The organism is Terrimonas rubra, assembly GCF_042686025.1.
Classification (GTDB): Bacteria; Bacteroidota; Bacteroidia; order Chitinophagales; family Chitinophagaceae; genus Terrimonas; species Terrimonas rubra.
Genome location: NZ_JBHUOZ010000003.1, coordinates 2,261,090 through 2,276,524 on the forward strand (window position 1 = coordinate 2,261,090; position 15,435 = coordinate 2,276,524).

Below are 15,435 nucleotides of genomic sequence, written 5' to 3' on the forward strand. Positions count from 1 at the left end.
TGCCAGGTCAATAAAGTTTAGAATATGGTCGAGCCTGAAGAAGTATTAGATCTTCATAAGCATATCAATCGTTCAAAATATTTTTATAAACAGCCTTTACCTGTAATCAAGATCGTAGTTCCTTTCAATTCATAGTGCAATCCCAAAGCAGTTACCATAATATCGAGCTTGGTATATAAACTTAATCCATCAATATTTCCACTGAACAAACATTCTGCCACATGGTGTTGTTCCAGTTCTATTTTTATACCGTAATCCTTTTGAATAATATCCAGTATAACCGACAGTTTTTCCTTATCAAATGAATAAGACCTTGTTGTTGCGTTCGATGGCTGGCTGATCGGCACCGGGATATCTACCAGTGAAGTACTGAACAGCTGTGTTCTGTCATCATACCGTACTTTTTGGTTGGGTGTTATGATCACGCCATTGTCCAGTTTACCCTTTCCTTCCGTATTTTTTTTCGTTGGTTTGTATACTTCCACTCTGCCTGTTCTCACTTCCACCTCTACCAGGTCATCGTTATCATTATGTTTGATATAAAAGCTGGTGCCCAATACTCTTGTTACCAGGTTATCATGATGCACCAGGAAAGGTTTATTCGGGTCTTTCGCGATCTCGAAAAAAGCATCTCCTACCAGTTTTACAGACCTGTTCTGCGCACCAAATTTTGCGGGGTAATATAAACTGGCATTGGGTTGCAGGATAACCACGCTTCCGTCTTCCAAAGCAACCGATAAAGCCTTATTGGTTTTATTATGATTTACGGTTAATGTTTCATGCTCATCAGGTATGGTAACCAGGTCATCGGTATTACGCTGAAAAAAACGGTTAACCGAAAAAACCGACATTACCGCTACCAGTATAATAACAGCCGCTATGGCTATCATTCTTCTTATTCTTTGCTTTTTGTGTATACTCTTTAAAATAAACTGGCTGCCATTACTGCCGTTCATGATATTATTTACCAAGGTCTCTGACCGGTCCAAAGGAAGGTTAAGCCCCTCCGCCCCGTTTTCCAGGGAAGTAGCTATATGCTCCTTTAACAGTTCATCGTATGCCGGTGAACCCAGGTAGCCGAATAGCTCATCCGTTTCAGCCTGGGTACACTGATTGATAACAAACTTATCCAGCAAAAAAAGTATCCTGTTTCTTACATCCATTGGGTTGGTAAAATATAACGGCTACTAATAAAGACTGCGCCAATAAAAAAATGGAGTACAGGGAATTAAAAAAAATTTTGAATGGCCAGTAAAATGAAGATATTGATCTCCCCGTTTTTGAGCAGGTGGTTTTTAAGGGTATTCATTGCCCTGGCTAAATGTGTTTTAACCGTTAAGGGCGAAAGGTTTAACTGCGCAGCTATCTGTTTATAGCTCATATGCTCCTCTTTGGCCAGTTTAAATACTAATAATTGCTGATCAGTAAGTTGCTGTTGCGCAATATGCAGTAACTCTTTGTATTCCTTTGACTGGAGTAGTCTTTCCGAATCATTCACCGTTTCACTTTTCTGGGAATGATAACCCAGGTGCGCCTTCCAGTCGGCAATTTTCTTTTTGTTATAATCAAATATCCGGTTCTTGCTCACCGTATATAACCAGGCTTCAAAGGAGCGTAGTTCCAATAAGGAGTGGCGGTGTGTCCATACCTTGGTAAAAACATCCTGGATGATCTCCTCCGCCAGGTGTTTATCTTTTACGTAGCTCATGGCCACTTTATAAATATGGTCTTTATACTTGTCGAAGATTTGCTGAAAAGCATAAGCACTATCATTACCCAGCATCAGTAACAGGCGTCTTTCCTCATATAGGTTGTCAGTACTCATTAAGCAAAAAATTAGGGGCAATCATTTGGTATAACGAATCAAATATATTATTTAATGCTAATTAAAAAAATATATTCACATGAGCGGTAAGCTCATGCAACCGATAACAATTTTACTATTTGTAAAGACGGGCTAATAAAAAAACCGGGCTATGCAGCCCGGTCAGGTATATAAAAAAGATGTATTCTTTTATATTCCCAGTTTATGATAAAAAACTGAAAACTAATCCGCTATCTACAACTTCATATCTGCAATAATGGCTTTTATTTTTTCATCCAATTGCAGGTTTACCTTATCAAAATCAGCGGCGCTGGTCAGGGCTTCCTTCACACTAAAATAAAATTTAATTTTCGGCTCAGTGCCACTCGGGCGGGCAGAAATAATACTGCCATCCGCTAAGATAAACTGCAGCACATTTGATTTCGGCAGTTGAATATCCCACTGGCTGCCGTCCTGGATATTGGTCCCTTTCTGCAATTCGTAATCCAGTAATTGCGCTACCGCCACGCCATTGATAACGGTTGGCGGATTTTTCCGGTAAGCTTCCATCATGGCCGCGATCTGCTGTTGCCCGTCCATACCTTTTTGGGTAATGGAAATTAAATCCTCTTTATAAAAACCATACTGGATATACAGCTCAATTAATTTATCAAACAAGGTACGTCCCTGTGCTTTTTCATAAGCAGCCATCTCACATAACAAGGCTACGGCGCTTACGGCATCCTTATCACGGATCTGGTCACCGATCATTAAACCAAAACTTTCCTCCCCGCCAATGATATAATTTTCTTTACCTTCTTTTTCGCGGATCATTTCGGCGATCCATTTAAAGCCGGTCAGCACCCGGTAGCAGGCCACATTATTTCCTTTGGCTAAAGCATCGGCCATGCCTGTGGTAACAATGGTGGTAATGATCATATCGTTGGGGCGGGCAATACCTTTGGTCCGCCTCGCTTCCAGTAAATAGTTAAACGCCAGCACAGCGGTCTGGTTACCGTTCATCAGCACCCACTCCCCTTTGTTATCTTTTACGCCAATCCCTACACGATCCGCATCAGGGTCAGTACCTAATAATATATCGGCATCCAGTTCTTTGGCTTTTGCCAGGCCAATGCTCATGGTTTCTTTCTCCTCCGGGTTTGGATAACTTACCGTAGGGAAATTGCCATTGGGTTCTTCCTGCTCTTTTACAATGGTAACATTGGTAAAACCAAATGCTTTTAACACATCAGGAACCAATTTTATACCAGTGCCATGAATAGGTGTGTACACAATTTTCAGGTCGTGCTGCTGCGCAATCACTTCGGGATATACGCTCAGGCTTTTCACCATTTCAATATAAGCTGCATCTATTTCCTTACCTATTAAGGTAATATTGGCTTCGCCCCCGCTCCATTTTACATCATCCACAGAGGCTATCTTCTCTACCTCTTTAATTACATTTTTATCATGCGGTGGCACCAGTTGTCCGCCGTCATTCCAGTAGGCTTTGTAACCATTATACTCTTTCGGATTATGGGAGGCCGTACACACCACCCCGCCCTGGCAACCCAGGTGACGGATAGCAAATGATAATTCGGGAGTAGGTCTTAACGCCTCAAATAAATACACTTTAATACCATTGGCGGCAAAAACATTGGCTGTGGTCTCAGCAAAAAAACGGCTGTTATTCCGGCTGTCATGTGCAATGGCCACTTTTACATCATTACCAAAGCTTTGTTTTAAATAATTGGCATACCCCTGGGTAGCCATACCTACCGTATACTTATTCATGCGGTTGGTACCCACGCCCATAATACCACGTAAACCGCCTGTACCAAACTCTAAATTTTTATAAAAGGCATCGGCAATATCGGCTTCGTTACCTGCCTGCAGTTGTTTGATCTGGTCCTTTGTATCCTGGTCAAAATTCCCGTTTAACCACACGTTTACCTTGTCTTGAATGGCAGCGTCCATAGTTTGCTATTTAAATGATTATAAGGGTTGTAAGTTATAAATTTTATGTTTTACCACCCAAAAGATAAAGTAAATGTATTTTTGCGAAAAATATTTTAATATTTATCAAACCTGCCCCCTCTTTACCCTGTAATATGTGGAATAAAAGCGTTCGATTCCTGGTCCTTTTTTTCGTCACCTGTTGTGCCTGTTCAACCACTCTTACAGCACAAAATGATACGTTGGCTTTACCAACAGATACTGCCACCGGGGCCGGCTTTTGGGATGGTGGTACCGGCTTACCGGCCATTCAGAAAAAACGCCGCCAATGGTGGGTTGGCAGTGCCAATGTAGCGGCTTATGGCGGCTCACTGGTTTTATTAAATGAAGCCTGGTATAAAAACGAACCACGCAGTAAATTTCATACTTACGACGATAATAAGGAATGGTTACAGATGGATAAAACGGGGCATGCCTGGACAGCCTACACAACAGGCCGTTTATCATCACAAATATGGCAATGGGCCGGCATGGAGCATAAAAAAGCGGTATGGCTGGGTGGCTTAAGCGGTACAGCCTATCTTACGGTTATCGAATTCCTGGATGCCTATTCGGCCAAATGGGGATTCAGCTGGGGCGATATGGCAGCCAATTTAAGCGGCTCCCTGTTATATATTGGCCAGGAACTGGCCTGGAAAGAACAGCGGGTACAATTAAAATTTTCTTTTCATGCCAATAAATACTCCGATCCCATGCTGGATACCAGGGCCGATGAACTTTTTGGAAAAGGCCTGTATGAACGCACGTTAAAAGATTATAATGCCCAAACCTATTGGTTAAGCGCCAATATACATTCCTTCTTCAAAGAAAGTAATTTTCCCAAATGGCTGAATATTGCCGTGGGCTATGGCGCCGATGGCATGTGGGGTGGTTATGAAAATAAATGGGAAGATAAGGATGGCAATACCATCACCCGTTACGATATCCCCCGTAAAAGACAGTTTTTTTTAAGCCCGGATATTGACCTGACAAAAATTAAGACAAAAAGCAAGTTTTTACGCACCTGCTTTTTTATGCTGAATGCCATTAAAATCCCGGCACCGGCTTTAATGCTGGACAGTAAAGGAAAAATGAAGTTTTATCCTTTGTATTTTTGATCATAAACCGGTTGCTGCCAACTGCTGAACAGCGTGTAAACCGTACAAGTGTGCGACGCAACAACTGATGATAGTATTGGTGCAGCCGGTAACAAAAAATAAAAAATATGCGCTATTTGCTGTTTTGTATAATGATGAGTACCCTAACTTTTAAGACTGTATCAGCACAAACGCCTGCTTATACCGATATATACCTGTGGCCTAACGGTGCGCCAACCAGTAATGGTACCGAAAGCCAGCCGGAGGATGAGAAGAAAGGCATTTACAAACCACAGATAAGGGTATACCTGCCTGAAGCGGCCAAAAGTACCGGTCGTGCCGTAATAGCTTTACCCGGCGGTGGTTACAGTCATTTAGCCTATAACCACGAGGGGTATGATTTTGCACCCTTTTTCCTGGAACAGGGTATTGCTTTTATTGTTTTAAAATACCGCATGCCCTTTGGTAATAAAGAAGTGCCTTTCAGTGATGTTGCCGAAGCTATAAGAATAACCAAAAGCAATGCAGGCAAGTGGCATATCAACGAAAATAAAATTGGCATTATGGGTTCCTCTGCAGGCGGGCATTTAGCGGCCACGGTAGCCACTAAGAGTGATGCAGCTATTAAACCGGCTTTCCAGATCTTATTATATCCTGTTATCACTATGGATTCAACCTATACGCATAAAGGCTCAAGAAAAAACTTACTGGGTGCTAACCCGCCTGAAGCGGTGAGCATTGCCTACAGTAACGAAAAACAGGTAAATGCAGCTACTCCCAGGGCCTTTATTGCTTTTTCGGATGATGATAAAGTGGTACTACCCACTAATGGCACCAATTATTATAACGCTTTGCACAAGGCCGGCGTGGCCGCTTCCCTGCATATTTATCCCAGCGGCGGACATGGCTGGGGATTCAGGGATGCATTTAAATACAAAGAGGCTTTTCTGAAAAACCTGAAGGACTGGTTAGCCGGTTTTGAATAAACCCAATTGCAAACTGCCGATGTAGCATTTTACAACCCGTTTACCTGGATAAAGTGAAGCAGCTTAGGTTCAACCATTGCGGGAGAAAACTGCTGGTATAGATCAAACACCTGTTCTTTCGCCTGTTTTTTATTTAAGCGTAATGGTTCTGCAATAAAATCATTCAGGTGTACTGATACATGTTTATGGCCATCAGCAAAAAGATCCCAGCCCTCTTTTGCCACCATGGGAGAAAAGATGCTGAAAGTAGGCAGGTCCAGTGCTTTGGCCATATTTACCGCCCCACCCTCGTTACCAATAATCGCCTTACAATAATGAAGAATGGCCAGGAAACTTCTCAACCCTTTTGGCTGTAAAGCCGTAACAATCTTTGCAAGCGTTTCCTCTTTACATAAACGCAGTATCGCTGCAGCTTCTTCCTGCTGCGAAGGCATATAATTCACCAGTAAGGTTGCATGTGCATTAGCGGCCACGGTATCCAGCACCTGTGCCATATAGGCCGCCGGATAGGATTTTCGCCTGTCACTGCCCAGCAAACCGATCATGATCAATGCCTTCCCTTGCAGTTGATGCTCCTGTAAAGTAGCTTGTGCCGTTTTTAATTCTTCCTCCGTCAGGTATATGCGGGGCATCAGGTCCATCGGAACAGCAGGTTGTAAAAAACTAAGCAGGGCCACCCGGTGTTCAATTGCCAACCCGGCAACAGTCGTCGCTTTTTCCTTTCTTTTCCAGGTATGGGTATAACAAAAGGCCGTATACCATTTTTTAAAACTGATGGTGATGCCTGCCCCGGAAAACAAACACATGATACTGGTTCCCAGTTTACAATAAGCATCAATGATAATATCATACCTGGTTTTACGCAACTGGCCTATCCGTTTGATCAGCTGCGGCAGTTTTTTATCTTTAGCCGTTACCAGCAGCAGGTTATCAATATTGGGATTATTATACACTACCGCCAGCGTATGCTCGTAAACCATGTAATCAATAGTGGCATGCGGGTACATTTTACGCAGGTTATTGCATAAAATGGAACTGACCAATACATCCCCGATCATTTTTTGCTGGATCACCAAAATTTTCATGCCCAATAAATTAAGCACAAAAGTAACAGGCTAATAGTGCTGAACAAATATTGCAGCCTTTATTTTTAAAGCGTGTAAACGCTTATAACAAAGCATTAAAAAACGATGATGTACATTTGTCACTATTTCACCAGTAAACCAGTCACTCAAACCGTTAATTTGTAAGCATGAAGATATTGTTAGTGGAAGATGAGCCCAGTGTGGCTACCCTTATCAATAAGGGCTTAACAGAAAACGGCTACAGTATTACGGTAGCACCCGATGGTTATATCGGGTATACCATTGCCAAAGAACATGAATTTGATATTATTATCCTGGATATTATGGTACCCGGTATGAATGGTATTGAGGTATGTAAACGCCTGCGCCAGGAAAAAATAATCACTCCTATTCTTTTTTTAACGGCCCTGGGTACCACTGAAAATATTGTAACCGGCTTAAACAGCGGCGGCGACGATTACCTGGTAAAACCTTTCAAATTTGCCGAGCTGGAAGCCCGGCTACGTTCATTAAACAGGCGCCGGACACTGGCCTTACAGGATGAAGATGTTTTTTACATCGGTGATATTGCCGTTAACCTCGATGCCAAACTGGTTCAGCTGAATAATACGCCTATCAACCTTACGTCTACCGAATACAGGTTACTGGAATACTTTATAAAAAACAAGAACAAGGTATTGTCCAGGCTGGAAATACTGGAAAATGTATGGGGCATTGATTTTAATATGGGCACCAACGTGGTGGATGTGTATGTAAATTATTTACGCAAAAAAATAGATAAAATTCCGGATCAGAAATTTATACAAACCATTGTAGGCATGGGTTACATGTTAAAAGTATAAGGGCATTGCTATATGAAAATACAAACAAAAACAACCTTGCTGTTCACAGCACTTACAGCAACCGTTTTTTTTATCCTCAATATCACGGTATATTTTTTCCTCAATGAATCGGCCCATAACGACTTTAATAAACGGGTGGAATTAAGGGCAAAAATTTCGGCCAAATATCGTTTTGAACATGATGCCGAATCCACGGAATCATTCCGCGAACTGCAGCGCCAGTACATGGAAAAGCTACCGGAGGAAAAAGCATTTATCCTGGAAGTGGCCAAAGGTTCCAAGGTTTCCAAAACACCGCTTGCCCCTGAATTGCCTGCTACCTACCTGGAAAAAATCATCAATGCCGATGGTGCTACCGTTTTTTATAAAAAAGGTTACCGCCACTATGCCGGCCTTTTATATAAGGAAAACACCGGCGACGATCATATTGTGATCAAATCGGCCGTAAACGTGTATGGCCGTGAAATGATGCAGCACCTGCTCATTATTAAGATCGTTACTTTTATTTGTGCCGTGTTATTGATCTTTACCGTAGGTAAATACTTCTCCCGCCGCACTTTTCAACCCTTCAGGGATATTACAGCCAAGGTGAACCAGATAAGCCAGGGCAACCTGCACCTGCGCCTGCAGGAGCAAAAAGGATCGGATGAGATTGCTACCCTCATCAGGACCTTTAATGAAATGCTGGACCGGCTGGAAACATCCTTTGAAGCCCAGAACAATTTTATCAGCAATGCCTCGCATGAATTAAGAACCCCGCTCACCGCTATTGTAGGCGAGGCCGATTATGCTTTACAGCGTGAAAGAACACCGGAGCATTACCAGCAATCGCTGGAAAACATTACCAGCCAGGCCGAAAAATTACAGCATTTGACCAAGGGCCTGCTGTCGCTGGCACAAACAGGCTTTGACGGTAAAAAACAAAAACATGAGGCAGTAAGGCTGGACCAGCTGATATTTGATGTAAAAGACAGTGTGGACGCTATTTTCCCCGACAGCAGCATTAAAATAAATATGCATGCCCTGCCCCATGATAATGCCAGTATGAACGTGATGGGTAATTATGATCTTTTAAAAATTGCCATCGGCAATATTGTAATGAACGCCTGTAAATATTCCAATAATCAAACGGTGGAAGTGGATATGATCATTGAAGCCGAACTGGCGAAAATAGTGGTAAAAGATAATGGTATCGGCATTCCGGAAAAAGATATCAAACAGGTATATATCCCCTTCTTCAGGGCCTCCAATGTGAAGGATTATGAAGGGTATGGTATTGGTATGCCCCTGTCTAACAATATTATACGCCTGCATCGCGGCAGTATTGATATACAATCAAAAGTAAATATCGGCACGCAGGTAACAGTTAACCTGCCCATTTGTTCGGAAGAAAATGGCTGACCGCAAATTCTAATCTTATTTTAATAACATTTTAATTAAGGCCTAATCTTACGTTTAGGCCTTTTTAATGCCCGTGCCGCAGTTTTGTGTTATAAAAAAATAATATTATGACCAACTTACTTATTCCAACCGACTGTAGTGTAAACTCCGTAAAAAATGTAGAACAGGTGGTAAAAAGCCTCGGCGGACGTAAAGTTAACATAGTACTGTTTCATGCTTTTAACCTCCCTACTTCGTCGTTGGACCTGATCACCGGTGCGCATAAACACCCTTATAACGAAGTAATGAACGAAAGCTTCCGCCAGGCCTGCAAACAATTAAAAGACCGTTATCCGCAAAATATTCAGCGTATTAATTTTAAATATATGCTGGGCGATACCCTGGGCCTTTTCAGAAATTTTGCTGATGCCAATGATATTGATATGATCTATGTTCCCGAAGCTTACACTTATGTAAAAATTCATGAACGCAGCATCAACCCTTTATCATTCTTTAACAAATGTGGTATACCCTTTTATAAATTACCGGTATTTGAAACCATTACAAGAGAAGTGGTGGAAGAAACCAGGGAAACAGCACTTAGCTATGAGGCTCAGCCTGAATTAGCTACCGTTTCTATTGATAAGTAATTACCCAAACATACACTTTAACAGGTATGTACAACCACTGCTTGCATTAAAACAACGATAATTTATGTTATTAAAAAAGAATATTCCATTCAAATATGTGTTTGGAAAAGTGAAATATGAAATACTGTTTATCGCTCTATATGCAACTACTATAGCCGTATTGTATGATGCCTATCACTTTACACGTATTTCCATCCCCATTGCCGTACCGGCCATTTTAGGTACTGTTATATCCCTGCTGTTAGGCTTTAGAAGTAACCAGGCTTATGACCGCTGGTGGGAAGCAAGACACATATGGGGGGCTATTGTAAACGACTCCCGTACACTGGGCCGCCAGATAATGCACTTTACCGTGCTTACCCATGAGCCCGATGAACATATCATGGCTTTTCAGCAACGTATGATCAAAAGGCAGATAGCCTGGTGCCGGAGCCTGACAAGGCATTTACGTGGACAAAACCCCACAAAGGGTTTGGAAAAGTATTTATCCAAACAGGAACTGGCCTATGTTAAAAACGTTGATAATGTACCTTCCGCTTTGATCGATATGATGGGTAAGGACCTGAAAATGGCACTGGAAGAAGGTATGATCAACCGTTTTCAACAGGTAGAAATTGACCGTACCCTGTCCAGGTTATGCGATGCCATGGGTAAGTGTGAACGTATTAAAAATACCATCTTCCCCAGCACCTATAGTTTATACATACACCTGGCCTTGTTACTGTTCATCTCCTTATTACCGTTCGGCCTTATCGAATACTTCGGTTTATTTGAAGTGCCGCTGGTAGTAGCTATATCGGCCTGTTTCTTATTAATTGAAAAAATGGCTATTCATTTGCAGGATCCGTTTGAAAACAAACCTACGGATACGCCCATGACCACCATTACCAATAATATTGAAAAAAACCTGACCCAGTTGTACGACCTTACTTACGAGCATAAAAATGTAACCTATGCCGAAGTAGTAACCACCGGCCAGGACGAGAATGGGGTAACAAAAACCAAACTGCGTAAAGCCGCGCAGGTGGTTGACCTGGACGACTGGATGCATGATGATGTAGCACCCAGGTACCAGCAGCAAGGTAAAAAAGCATACTACCTATTATAATCTCATCATAGCCGTCTGAAACAAAAAAGCGGGTTCTGTATGGAACCCGCTTTGCTTATATTTTTATTACCACTAAATCACTTCCCCTTCCAGGTCGTAATCGTATGCTTTGGTAATTTTTACATTATAAAACTCACCTGTTTTTAATTTCTTATCGCCGGTGATCACCACTTCATTATCCACTTCCACACTATCAAACTCGGTACGCCCCAGGTAACGGCCCGATTCTTTTTTATCGATCAGTACCTTAAATACTTTACCAATTTTTTCCTGGTTCTTTTCGTACGATATCTCCTGCTGCACTTCCATTATCTCCTGCGCCCTGCGTTCTTTTTCTTCCGCCGGTACATCATCTGCCAGGTCATAGGCCGATGTATTCTCTTCATGCGAATAAGTAAAGATACCCACCCTGTCAAAACGCATTTTCTCCAAAAATGCCTTTAACTCTTCCACATCGTCCTGGGTTTCGCCCGGAAAGCCGGTAATTAAAGTAGTGCGTAAACAAATACCCGGCACTTCTGCCCGTATGGCCGCCACCAGCTCTTCCATCTCTTCACAGGTTATCTGGCGTTTCATGGCTTTCAGCATATTATTGGCCGCATGCTGTAAAGGCATATCCAGGTAATTACAAATATTCTCCCGCTCCCGCATTACCGGTAATATTTCCATCGGGAATTTTGAAGGATAGGCATAATGTAACCTGATCCACTCCAGTCCCTTCACATCCGCCAGCCTGTTCAACAGCTCAGGCAACATCCGTTTTTTATAAATATCCAGGCCGTAATAGGTCAGCTCCTGGGCAATTAACATTACCTCTTTTACGCCCATCCTCACCAGGCCTTCCGCCTCTCTCACTACGTCCTCTATACTCTTGCTTACATGGTTACCACGCATCAGGGGTATGGCACAAAACGAGCAGGTACGGTTACACCCTTCCGAAATTTTTAAATAGGCATAATGTTTTGGTGTAGCCAGTAAACGTTCGCCGATCAGCTCGGCTTTATAATCCGCTTCCAGTTGTTTCAGCATTAAGGGCAACTCCATGGTACCAAAAAAAGCATCCACTTCGGGTATCTCATCCTCTAAATTATCTTTATAACGCTGGCTCAAACACCCGGTTACATACACTTTCTCCAGCTTTCCCTTTCTTTTCAGTTCTACCTGGTCAAGAATGGTATTAATACTCTCTTCCTTTGCCTTATCAATAAAGCCACAGGTATTCACCACCACAATATTATGGTCCACCTTCTTATTTTCATGCACCACCGCAATATCATTGGCCAGCAACTGGCCGCTGAGCACTTCGCTGTCCACCATATTCTTGCTGCAACCCAGCGTAATGATATTTACCTTGTTCTTTTTTAACGTTTTTGTTTTCATAAACGCTGCAAAGTTAATGCATTACCACTTTAGGTCACGCAATGGTTTTAAACAGTTGTAAACCTGCTGTTTATCAGCCAGGTAAAGGTTTGGGGCTGTCGGCTGCAGTAACAACCCCGGGCTGCAGTCCGCCGCCCGTCTGCAACCTTTATACTGCCTCCCGCCAGCCCCGCTTCGTATAAAGGGTTTCCGCCTAAGCGGCGCAGCCTTTCAGCACCATCACCCTGGCCGGCTGTTATTCGCCACCCCGCGTATACCCACTTAACGGTATTGACTGTGCCCCTGCTTTTAGGTTAATTTGTTGCAACAATTAACTTTATGAAACAGATACTAACGCTTATCAGTATACTGCTGCTGCATAGTATAGCAGGGGCTCAAACGGCCGAAGCCCTTTACGAGGAAGGTGTGAAACTGAAAAAAGATAAAAAAATAGTGGAGGCCCTGGGCAAATTTAAAGAGGCCATCAAACTAAAGCCCGATTACACGGAAGCTTTATACGAAAGCGGCTGGTGTTACAACGATATGAAGGAGTATAACAATGCCCTTACCAACCTCAATAAAGCAGCCATCACCTGGAGTACCATGCCTAAAGTGTTCTTTGAACGGGGTTATGCCAACCAGATGCTGTATAAGTACAAAGACGCACTGGACGATTATTTCAGGGCCAGGGAACTAAAACCTGATTATACCAATATTCATAAAAAAATAGGCGAAGTATATTACCAGTCCGAGGACTACCCCAACGCCATCCTCTACTTTGAAAAACATGAATCGGTAAGTACCGCTGAAATGCTGGGAAAAGATTACCAGTACTGGTACCGGCGGGGGTTTAGCTACAATGCCCAAAAGGAATACGAAAAAGCCATTGTATCGCTGGAAAAAAGCCTGGCCATTAAAAAAGATTACCTGTCCACCTACCTGGAGCTGGGGTATGCCTGCACCAAACTAAAACGTTCTGATGAAGCCATTGCCTGGTTTCAGAAGGCGATTGATATAAATGCCGGTGACCATGTAGCGTACAATGGCATTGCCGAAGTATACCGCGATAATATTAAAGACTGCGATAAAGCAATAGAATGGTACAATAAAACCTTAAAAATAAAGGCCAATGAGCGTAAAGCTAATTTTGGTATAGGTTACTGTTTAAACAGTAAAGGCAATTATACCGAAGCCAGAACCTATCTTAAAGCGGCCATTGCAGTTGAGCCTACTTATACAGCAGCTTATGTTGACCTGGGTTACTGCGAGTATATGTTAAACAATTATACAGAAGCCCTGGTGCAATTAAACAAGGCACTGGATTTAAACGCCGGCAGTATCAATGCGCTGTACTATAAAGGGCTGGTGTATATTGCCAAACAGGAAAAACAAAATGCTTTATCGGTATATGAAAAACTATATACCCTTGCTCCGGCAACGGCAACCAGGTTAAAAGAACGTATTGATAAACTATAACACACGCCCTGTACTGCTGATATATAAAAGCCCGCTTAATGATATTAAGCGGGCTTTTTGTTTAACCGGGCAAAAAATTATATTTCGCCAAAACTCTATTTTTTTAATAGTTTTGGCGAAGTATAAAATTAATAGTTATGCCCAAACTCATTGGCCGGGTGCATGAAACAGCCTTACTGAAAGATGCGTTGCATAATAATAAATCCGAACTGATAGCCATTTACGGGCGAAGGCGTATTGGTAAAACTTTTTTGATCCGCGAATTCTTTGCCAGCCAGATAATATTTGAAGTAACCGGTTTATATAAAGGCAATATGAAAGACCAGCTGGCGAACTTTACTAAAGAGCTGGCACGAAAAACGAAAAAAAAGGCAGCCCCCGCCAACTGGCTGGAAGCATTCGGGCTGCTGGAACAATACCTCTCCAAACTACAATCGACCAGGAAGAAGGTTATTTTTATTGATGAATTTCCCTGGATGGCCACGGCCAAATCAAAGTTTTTAATGGCCTTTGAAAACTTCTGGAACCGTTACTGCACTACCCGCAACGACCTTATTGTAGTAATATGTGGCTCGGCCGCCTCCTACATGATACAAAAGATCATTAAAAATAAAGGAGGCTTACATAACCGTATTACCCAGCAGATCAGGTTACTGCCCTTTAACCTGCACGAAACCCGTTTATTCCTTAAAAGCAGGGGCATTAGTTATACTCCCTACGATATTATACAGCTGTATATGGCCATGGGCGGCATTCCGCACTACCTGGAAAAACTGCAGAAAGGAAAAAGTGTGGCACAGAATATTGACCGGCTTTGTTTTGGGAAAGACGGGGTATTAAAAACCGAATTTACCCAACTATACGCTTCTTTATTTGATGACTCTGACAAACACCTGGCCATTATTAAAACACTGGCCGATAGCAATAAAGGCATTACCCGGCAGGAACTGATTGACAGGAGTAAGATCAGCAGCGGCGGCGATTTTTCCCTAAAGCTGGAAGAGCTTACGGAATCGGGCTTTGTAAGCGAATATGTTTACTATGGTAATAAAAAACAACTTACCCTTTACAGGCTCTCCGATGAATACTCAAAGTTTTATATAAAATTTATCCGCAACCATAAAAACAGCGGGGCCGGTACCTGGCAGCGTTTACATAAAAGCGCCGGTTATAATGCCTGGGCAGGCTTTAGCTTTGAAACCCTCTGTTTAAAACATATTGACCAGATAAAACGCAGCCTGCGCATAGATGCTATTTTTTCTACCAACAGCAGCTGGTTTAATAAACAGGCACAGGTTGACCTGCTGATTGACCGTGACGACAATATTATGAACCTGTGTGAAATGAAGTTTTATAATGCCCCTTTCACCATTAACAAACAATATTATCTTAACCTGAAAAATAAAATAACCGCACTGCAACAGGAAACGGGAACAAGAAAAAATATTTTTTTAACCATGGTAACAGCCTTTGGTATAACGGAGAATGCCTATAGCAAAGAACTGGTACAAAATACCATTACCATTGACGATTTGTTTTTATCGTAAAAATTATAAGTCGCCAAAACTCACTTTTTTTTACAGTTTTGGCGAAGTATAAAAAATATCTTTTTTTTGTTTTAACTCCTGTTCCTGCCGGTCAAAGGCTGCCGGA

At 42.3% G+C, this 15,435-nt stretch carries 13 protein-coding genes; 8 read left to right on the plus strand and 5 right to left on the minus strand.

The genetic code is table 11. From position 1 onward, the window contains the following. Window positions 1-83: 83 nt before the first annotated feature. From ACFS6H_RS18670 to ACFS6H_RS18680, 3 genes are all read right to left on the minus strand, one after another. Window positions 84-1,163 carry a FecR family protein gene (locus tag ACFS6H_RS18670; RefSeq protein ID WP_386102671.1) on the minus strand — a complete coding sequence of 360 codons (1,080 nt, stop codon included), beginning with the start codon at window positions 1,161-1,163 and terminating at the stop codon, window positions 84-86. Between the two features lie 65 nt (window positions 1,164-1,228). After that, window positions 1,229-1,825, minus strand: coding sequence for an RNA polymerase sigma factor (locus tag ACFS6H_RS18675; RefSeq protein WP_386102674.1), 597 nt, complete (start codon window positions 1,823-1,825; stop codon window positions 1,229-1,231). 234 nt (window positions 1,826-2,059) lie between these two features. Continuing rightward, window positions 2,060-3,781, minus strand: a complete 1,722-nt coding sequence (locus tag ACFS6H_RS18680; protein ID WP_386102677.1) for a phospho-sugar mutase — start codon at window positions 3,779-3,781, stop codon at window positions 2,060-2,062. Between the two features lie 221 nt (window positions 3,782-4,002). Here ACFS6H_RS18680 and ACFS6H_RS18685 point away from each other — a divergent pair, with 221 nt between their 5' ends. Further along, entirely contained in the window at window positions 4,003-4,917 is a 915-nt protein-coding gene (locus ACFS6H_RS18685; RefSeq protein WP_386102680.1) for a DUF2279 domain-containing protein, read from the plus strand. 107 nt (window positions 4,918-5,024) lie between these two features. Further along, window positions 5,025-5,882: an alpha/beta hydrolase gene (locus ACFS6H_RS18690; protein WP_386102683.1), complete on the plus strand. Its 858-nt coding sequence runs from the start codon at window positions 5,025-5,027 to the stop codon at window positions 5,880-5,882. A 29-nt stretch (window positions 5,883-5,911) separates the two neighbouring features. Here the strand turns inward: ACFS6H_RS18690 and ACFS6H_RS18695 are convergent, their stop codons facing one another. Beyond that, the gene (locus tag ACFS6H_RS18695) at window positions 5,912-6,967 is read right to left on the minus strand and encodes a glycosyltransferase family 9 protein (RefSeq protein ID WP_386102686.1); all 1,056 of its coding nucleotides are present in this window, start codon (window positions 6,965-6,967) and stop codon (window positions 5,912-5,914) included. Window positions 6,968-7,134: 167 nt separating this feature from the next. Here ACFS6H_RS18695 and ACFS6H_RS18700 point away from each other — a divergent pair, with 167 nt between their 5' ends. The 4 genes from ACFS6H_RS18700 to ACFS6H_RS18715 all read left to right on the plus strand — a co-directional run bounded on the left by ACFS6H_RS18700 (window position 7,135) and on the right by ACFS6H_RS18715 (window position 10,947). Continuing rightward, a complete protein-coding gene (locus ACFS6H_RS18700) occupies window positions 7,135-7,809 on the plus strand; it encodes a response regulator transcription factor (RefSeq protein ID WP_386102689.1) in 675 nt (224 codons plus the stop codon). Window positions 7,810-7,821: 12 nt separating this feature from the next. Continuing rightward, window positions 7,822-9,210 (plus strand): sensor histidine kinase, encoded by a 1,389-nt coding sequence (locus ACFS6H_RS18705; RefSeq protein ID WP_386102692.1) that lies wholly within the window; start codon window positions 7,822-7,824, stop codon window positions 9,208-9,210. 107 nt (window positions 9,211-9,317) lie between these two features. After that, complete coding sequence (locus ACFS6H_RS18710) at window positions 9,318-9,839, plus strand: hypothetical protein (RefSeq protein ID WP_386102695.1); 522 nt, start codon at window positions 9,318-9,320, stop codon at window positions 9,837-9,839. Between the two features lie 64 nt (window positions 9,840-9,903). Then, on the plus strand, window positions 9,904-10,947 hold the full coding sequence (locus tag ACFS6H_RS18715; RefSeq protein ID WP_386102698.1) for a bestrophin family protein: 1,044 nt from the start codon (window positions 9,904-9,906) through the stop codon (window positions 10,945-10,947). A 72-nt stretch (window positions 10,948-11,019) separates the two neighbouring features. Here the strand turns inward: ACFS6H_RS18715 and rimO are convergent, their stop codons facing one another. Continuing rightward, entirely contained in the window at window positions 11,020-12,327 is a 1,308-nt protein-coding gene (gene rimO, locus ACFS6H_RS18720) for a 30S ribosomal protein S12 methylthiotransferase RimO (protein ID WP_386102701.1), read from the minus strand. Window positions 12,328-12,645: 318 nt separating this feature from the next. On the opposite strand from rimO, the gene ACFS6H_RS18725 reads away from it, so the two are divergent. Both ACFS6H_RS18725 and ACFS6H_RS18730 read left to right on the plus strand, forming a co-directional pair. Then, entirely contained in the window at window positions 12,646-13,782 is a 1,137-nt protein-coding gene (locus ACFS6H_RS18725) for a tetratricopeptide repeat protein (protein WP_386102704.1), read from the plus strand. Between the two features lie 137 nt (window positions 13,783-13,919). Further along, window positions 13,920-15,329 (plus strand): ATP-binding protein, encoded by a 1,410-nt coding sequence (locus ACFS6H_RS18730; RefSeq protein ID WP_386102707.1) that lies wholly within the window; start codon window positions 13,920-13,922, stop codon window positions 15,327-15,329. Window positions 15,330-15,435: the final 106 nt, after the last annotated feature.

Excerpts from the sequence above, each read along its gene's own strand:
- ACFS6H_RS18670 (WP_386102671.1), bottom strand. The coding sequence starts at position 1,163 with ATGGATGTAAGAAACAGGATACTTTTTTTGCTGGATAAGTTTGTTATC.
- ACFS6H_RS18675 (WP_386102674.1), bottom strand. The coding sequence starts at position 1,825 with ATGAGTACTGACAACCTATATGAGGAAAGACGCCTGTTACTGATGCTG.
- ACFS6H_RS18680 (WP_386102677.1), bottom strand. The coding sequence starts at position 3,781 with ATGGACGCTGCCATTCAAGACAAGGTAAACGTGTGGTTAAACGGGAAT.
- ACFS6H_RS18690 (WP_386102683.1), top strand. The coding sequence starts at position 5,025 with ATGCGCTATTTGCTGTTTTGTATAATGATGAGTACCCTAACTTTTAAG.
- ACFS6H_RS18695 (WP_386102686.1), bottom strand. The coding sequence starts at position 6,967 with ATGAAAATTTTGGTGATCCAGCAAAAAATGATCGGGGATGTATTGGTC.
- ACFS6H_RS18700 (WP_386102689.1), top strand. The coding sequence starts at position 7,135 with ATGAAGATATTGTTAGTGGAAGATGAGCCCAGTGTGGCTACCCTTATC.
- ACFS6H_RS18705 (WP_386102692.1), top strand. The coding sequence starts at position 7,822 with ATGAAAATACAAACAAAAACAACCTTGCTGTTCACAGCACTTACAGCA.
- ACFS6H_RS18710 (WP_386102695.1), top strand. The coding sequence starts at position 9,318 with ATGACCAACTTACTTATTCCAACCGACTGTAGTGTAAACTCCGTAAAA.
- ACFS6H_RS18715 (WP_386102698.1), top strand. The coding sequence starts at position 9,904 with ATGTTATTAAAAAAGAATATTCCATTCAAATATGTGTTTGGAAAAGTG.
- rimO (WP_386102701.1), bottom strand. The coding sequence starts at position 12,327 with ATGAAAACAAAAACGTTAAAAAAGAACAAGGTAAATATCATTACGCTG.
- ACFS6H_RS18725 (WP_386102704.1), top strand. The coding sequence starts at position 12,646 with ATGAAACAGATACTAACGCTTATCAGTATACTGCTGCTGCATAGTATA.
- ACFS6H_RS18730 (WP_386102707.1), top strand. The coding sequence starts at position 13,920 with ATGCCCAAACTCATTGGCCGGGTGCATGAAACAGCCTTACTGAAAGAT.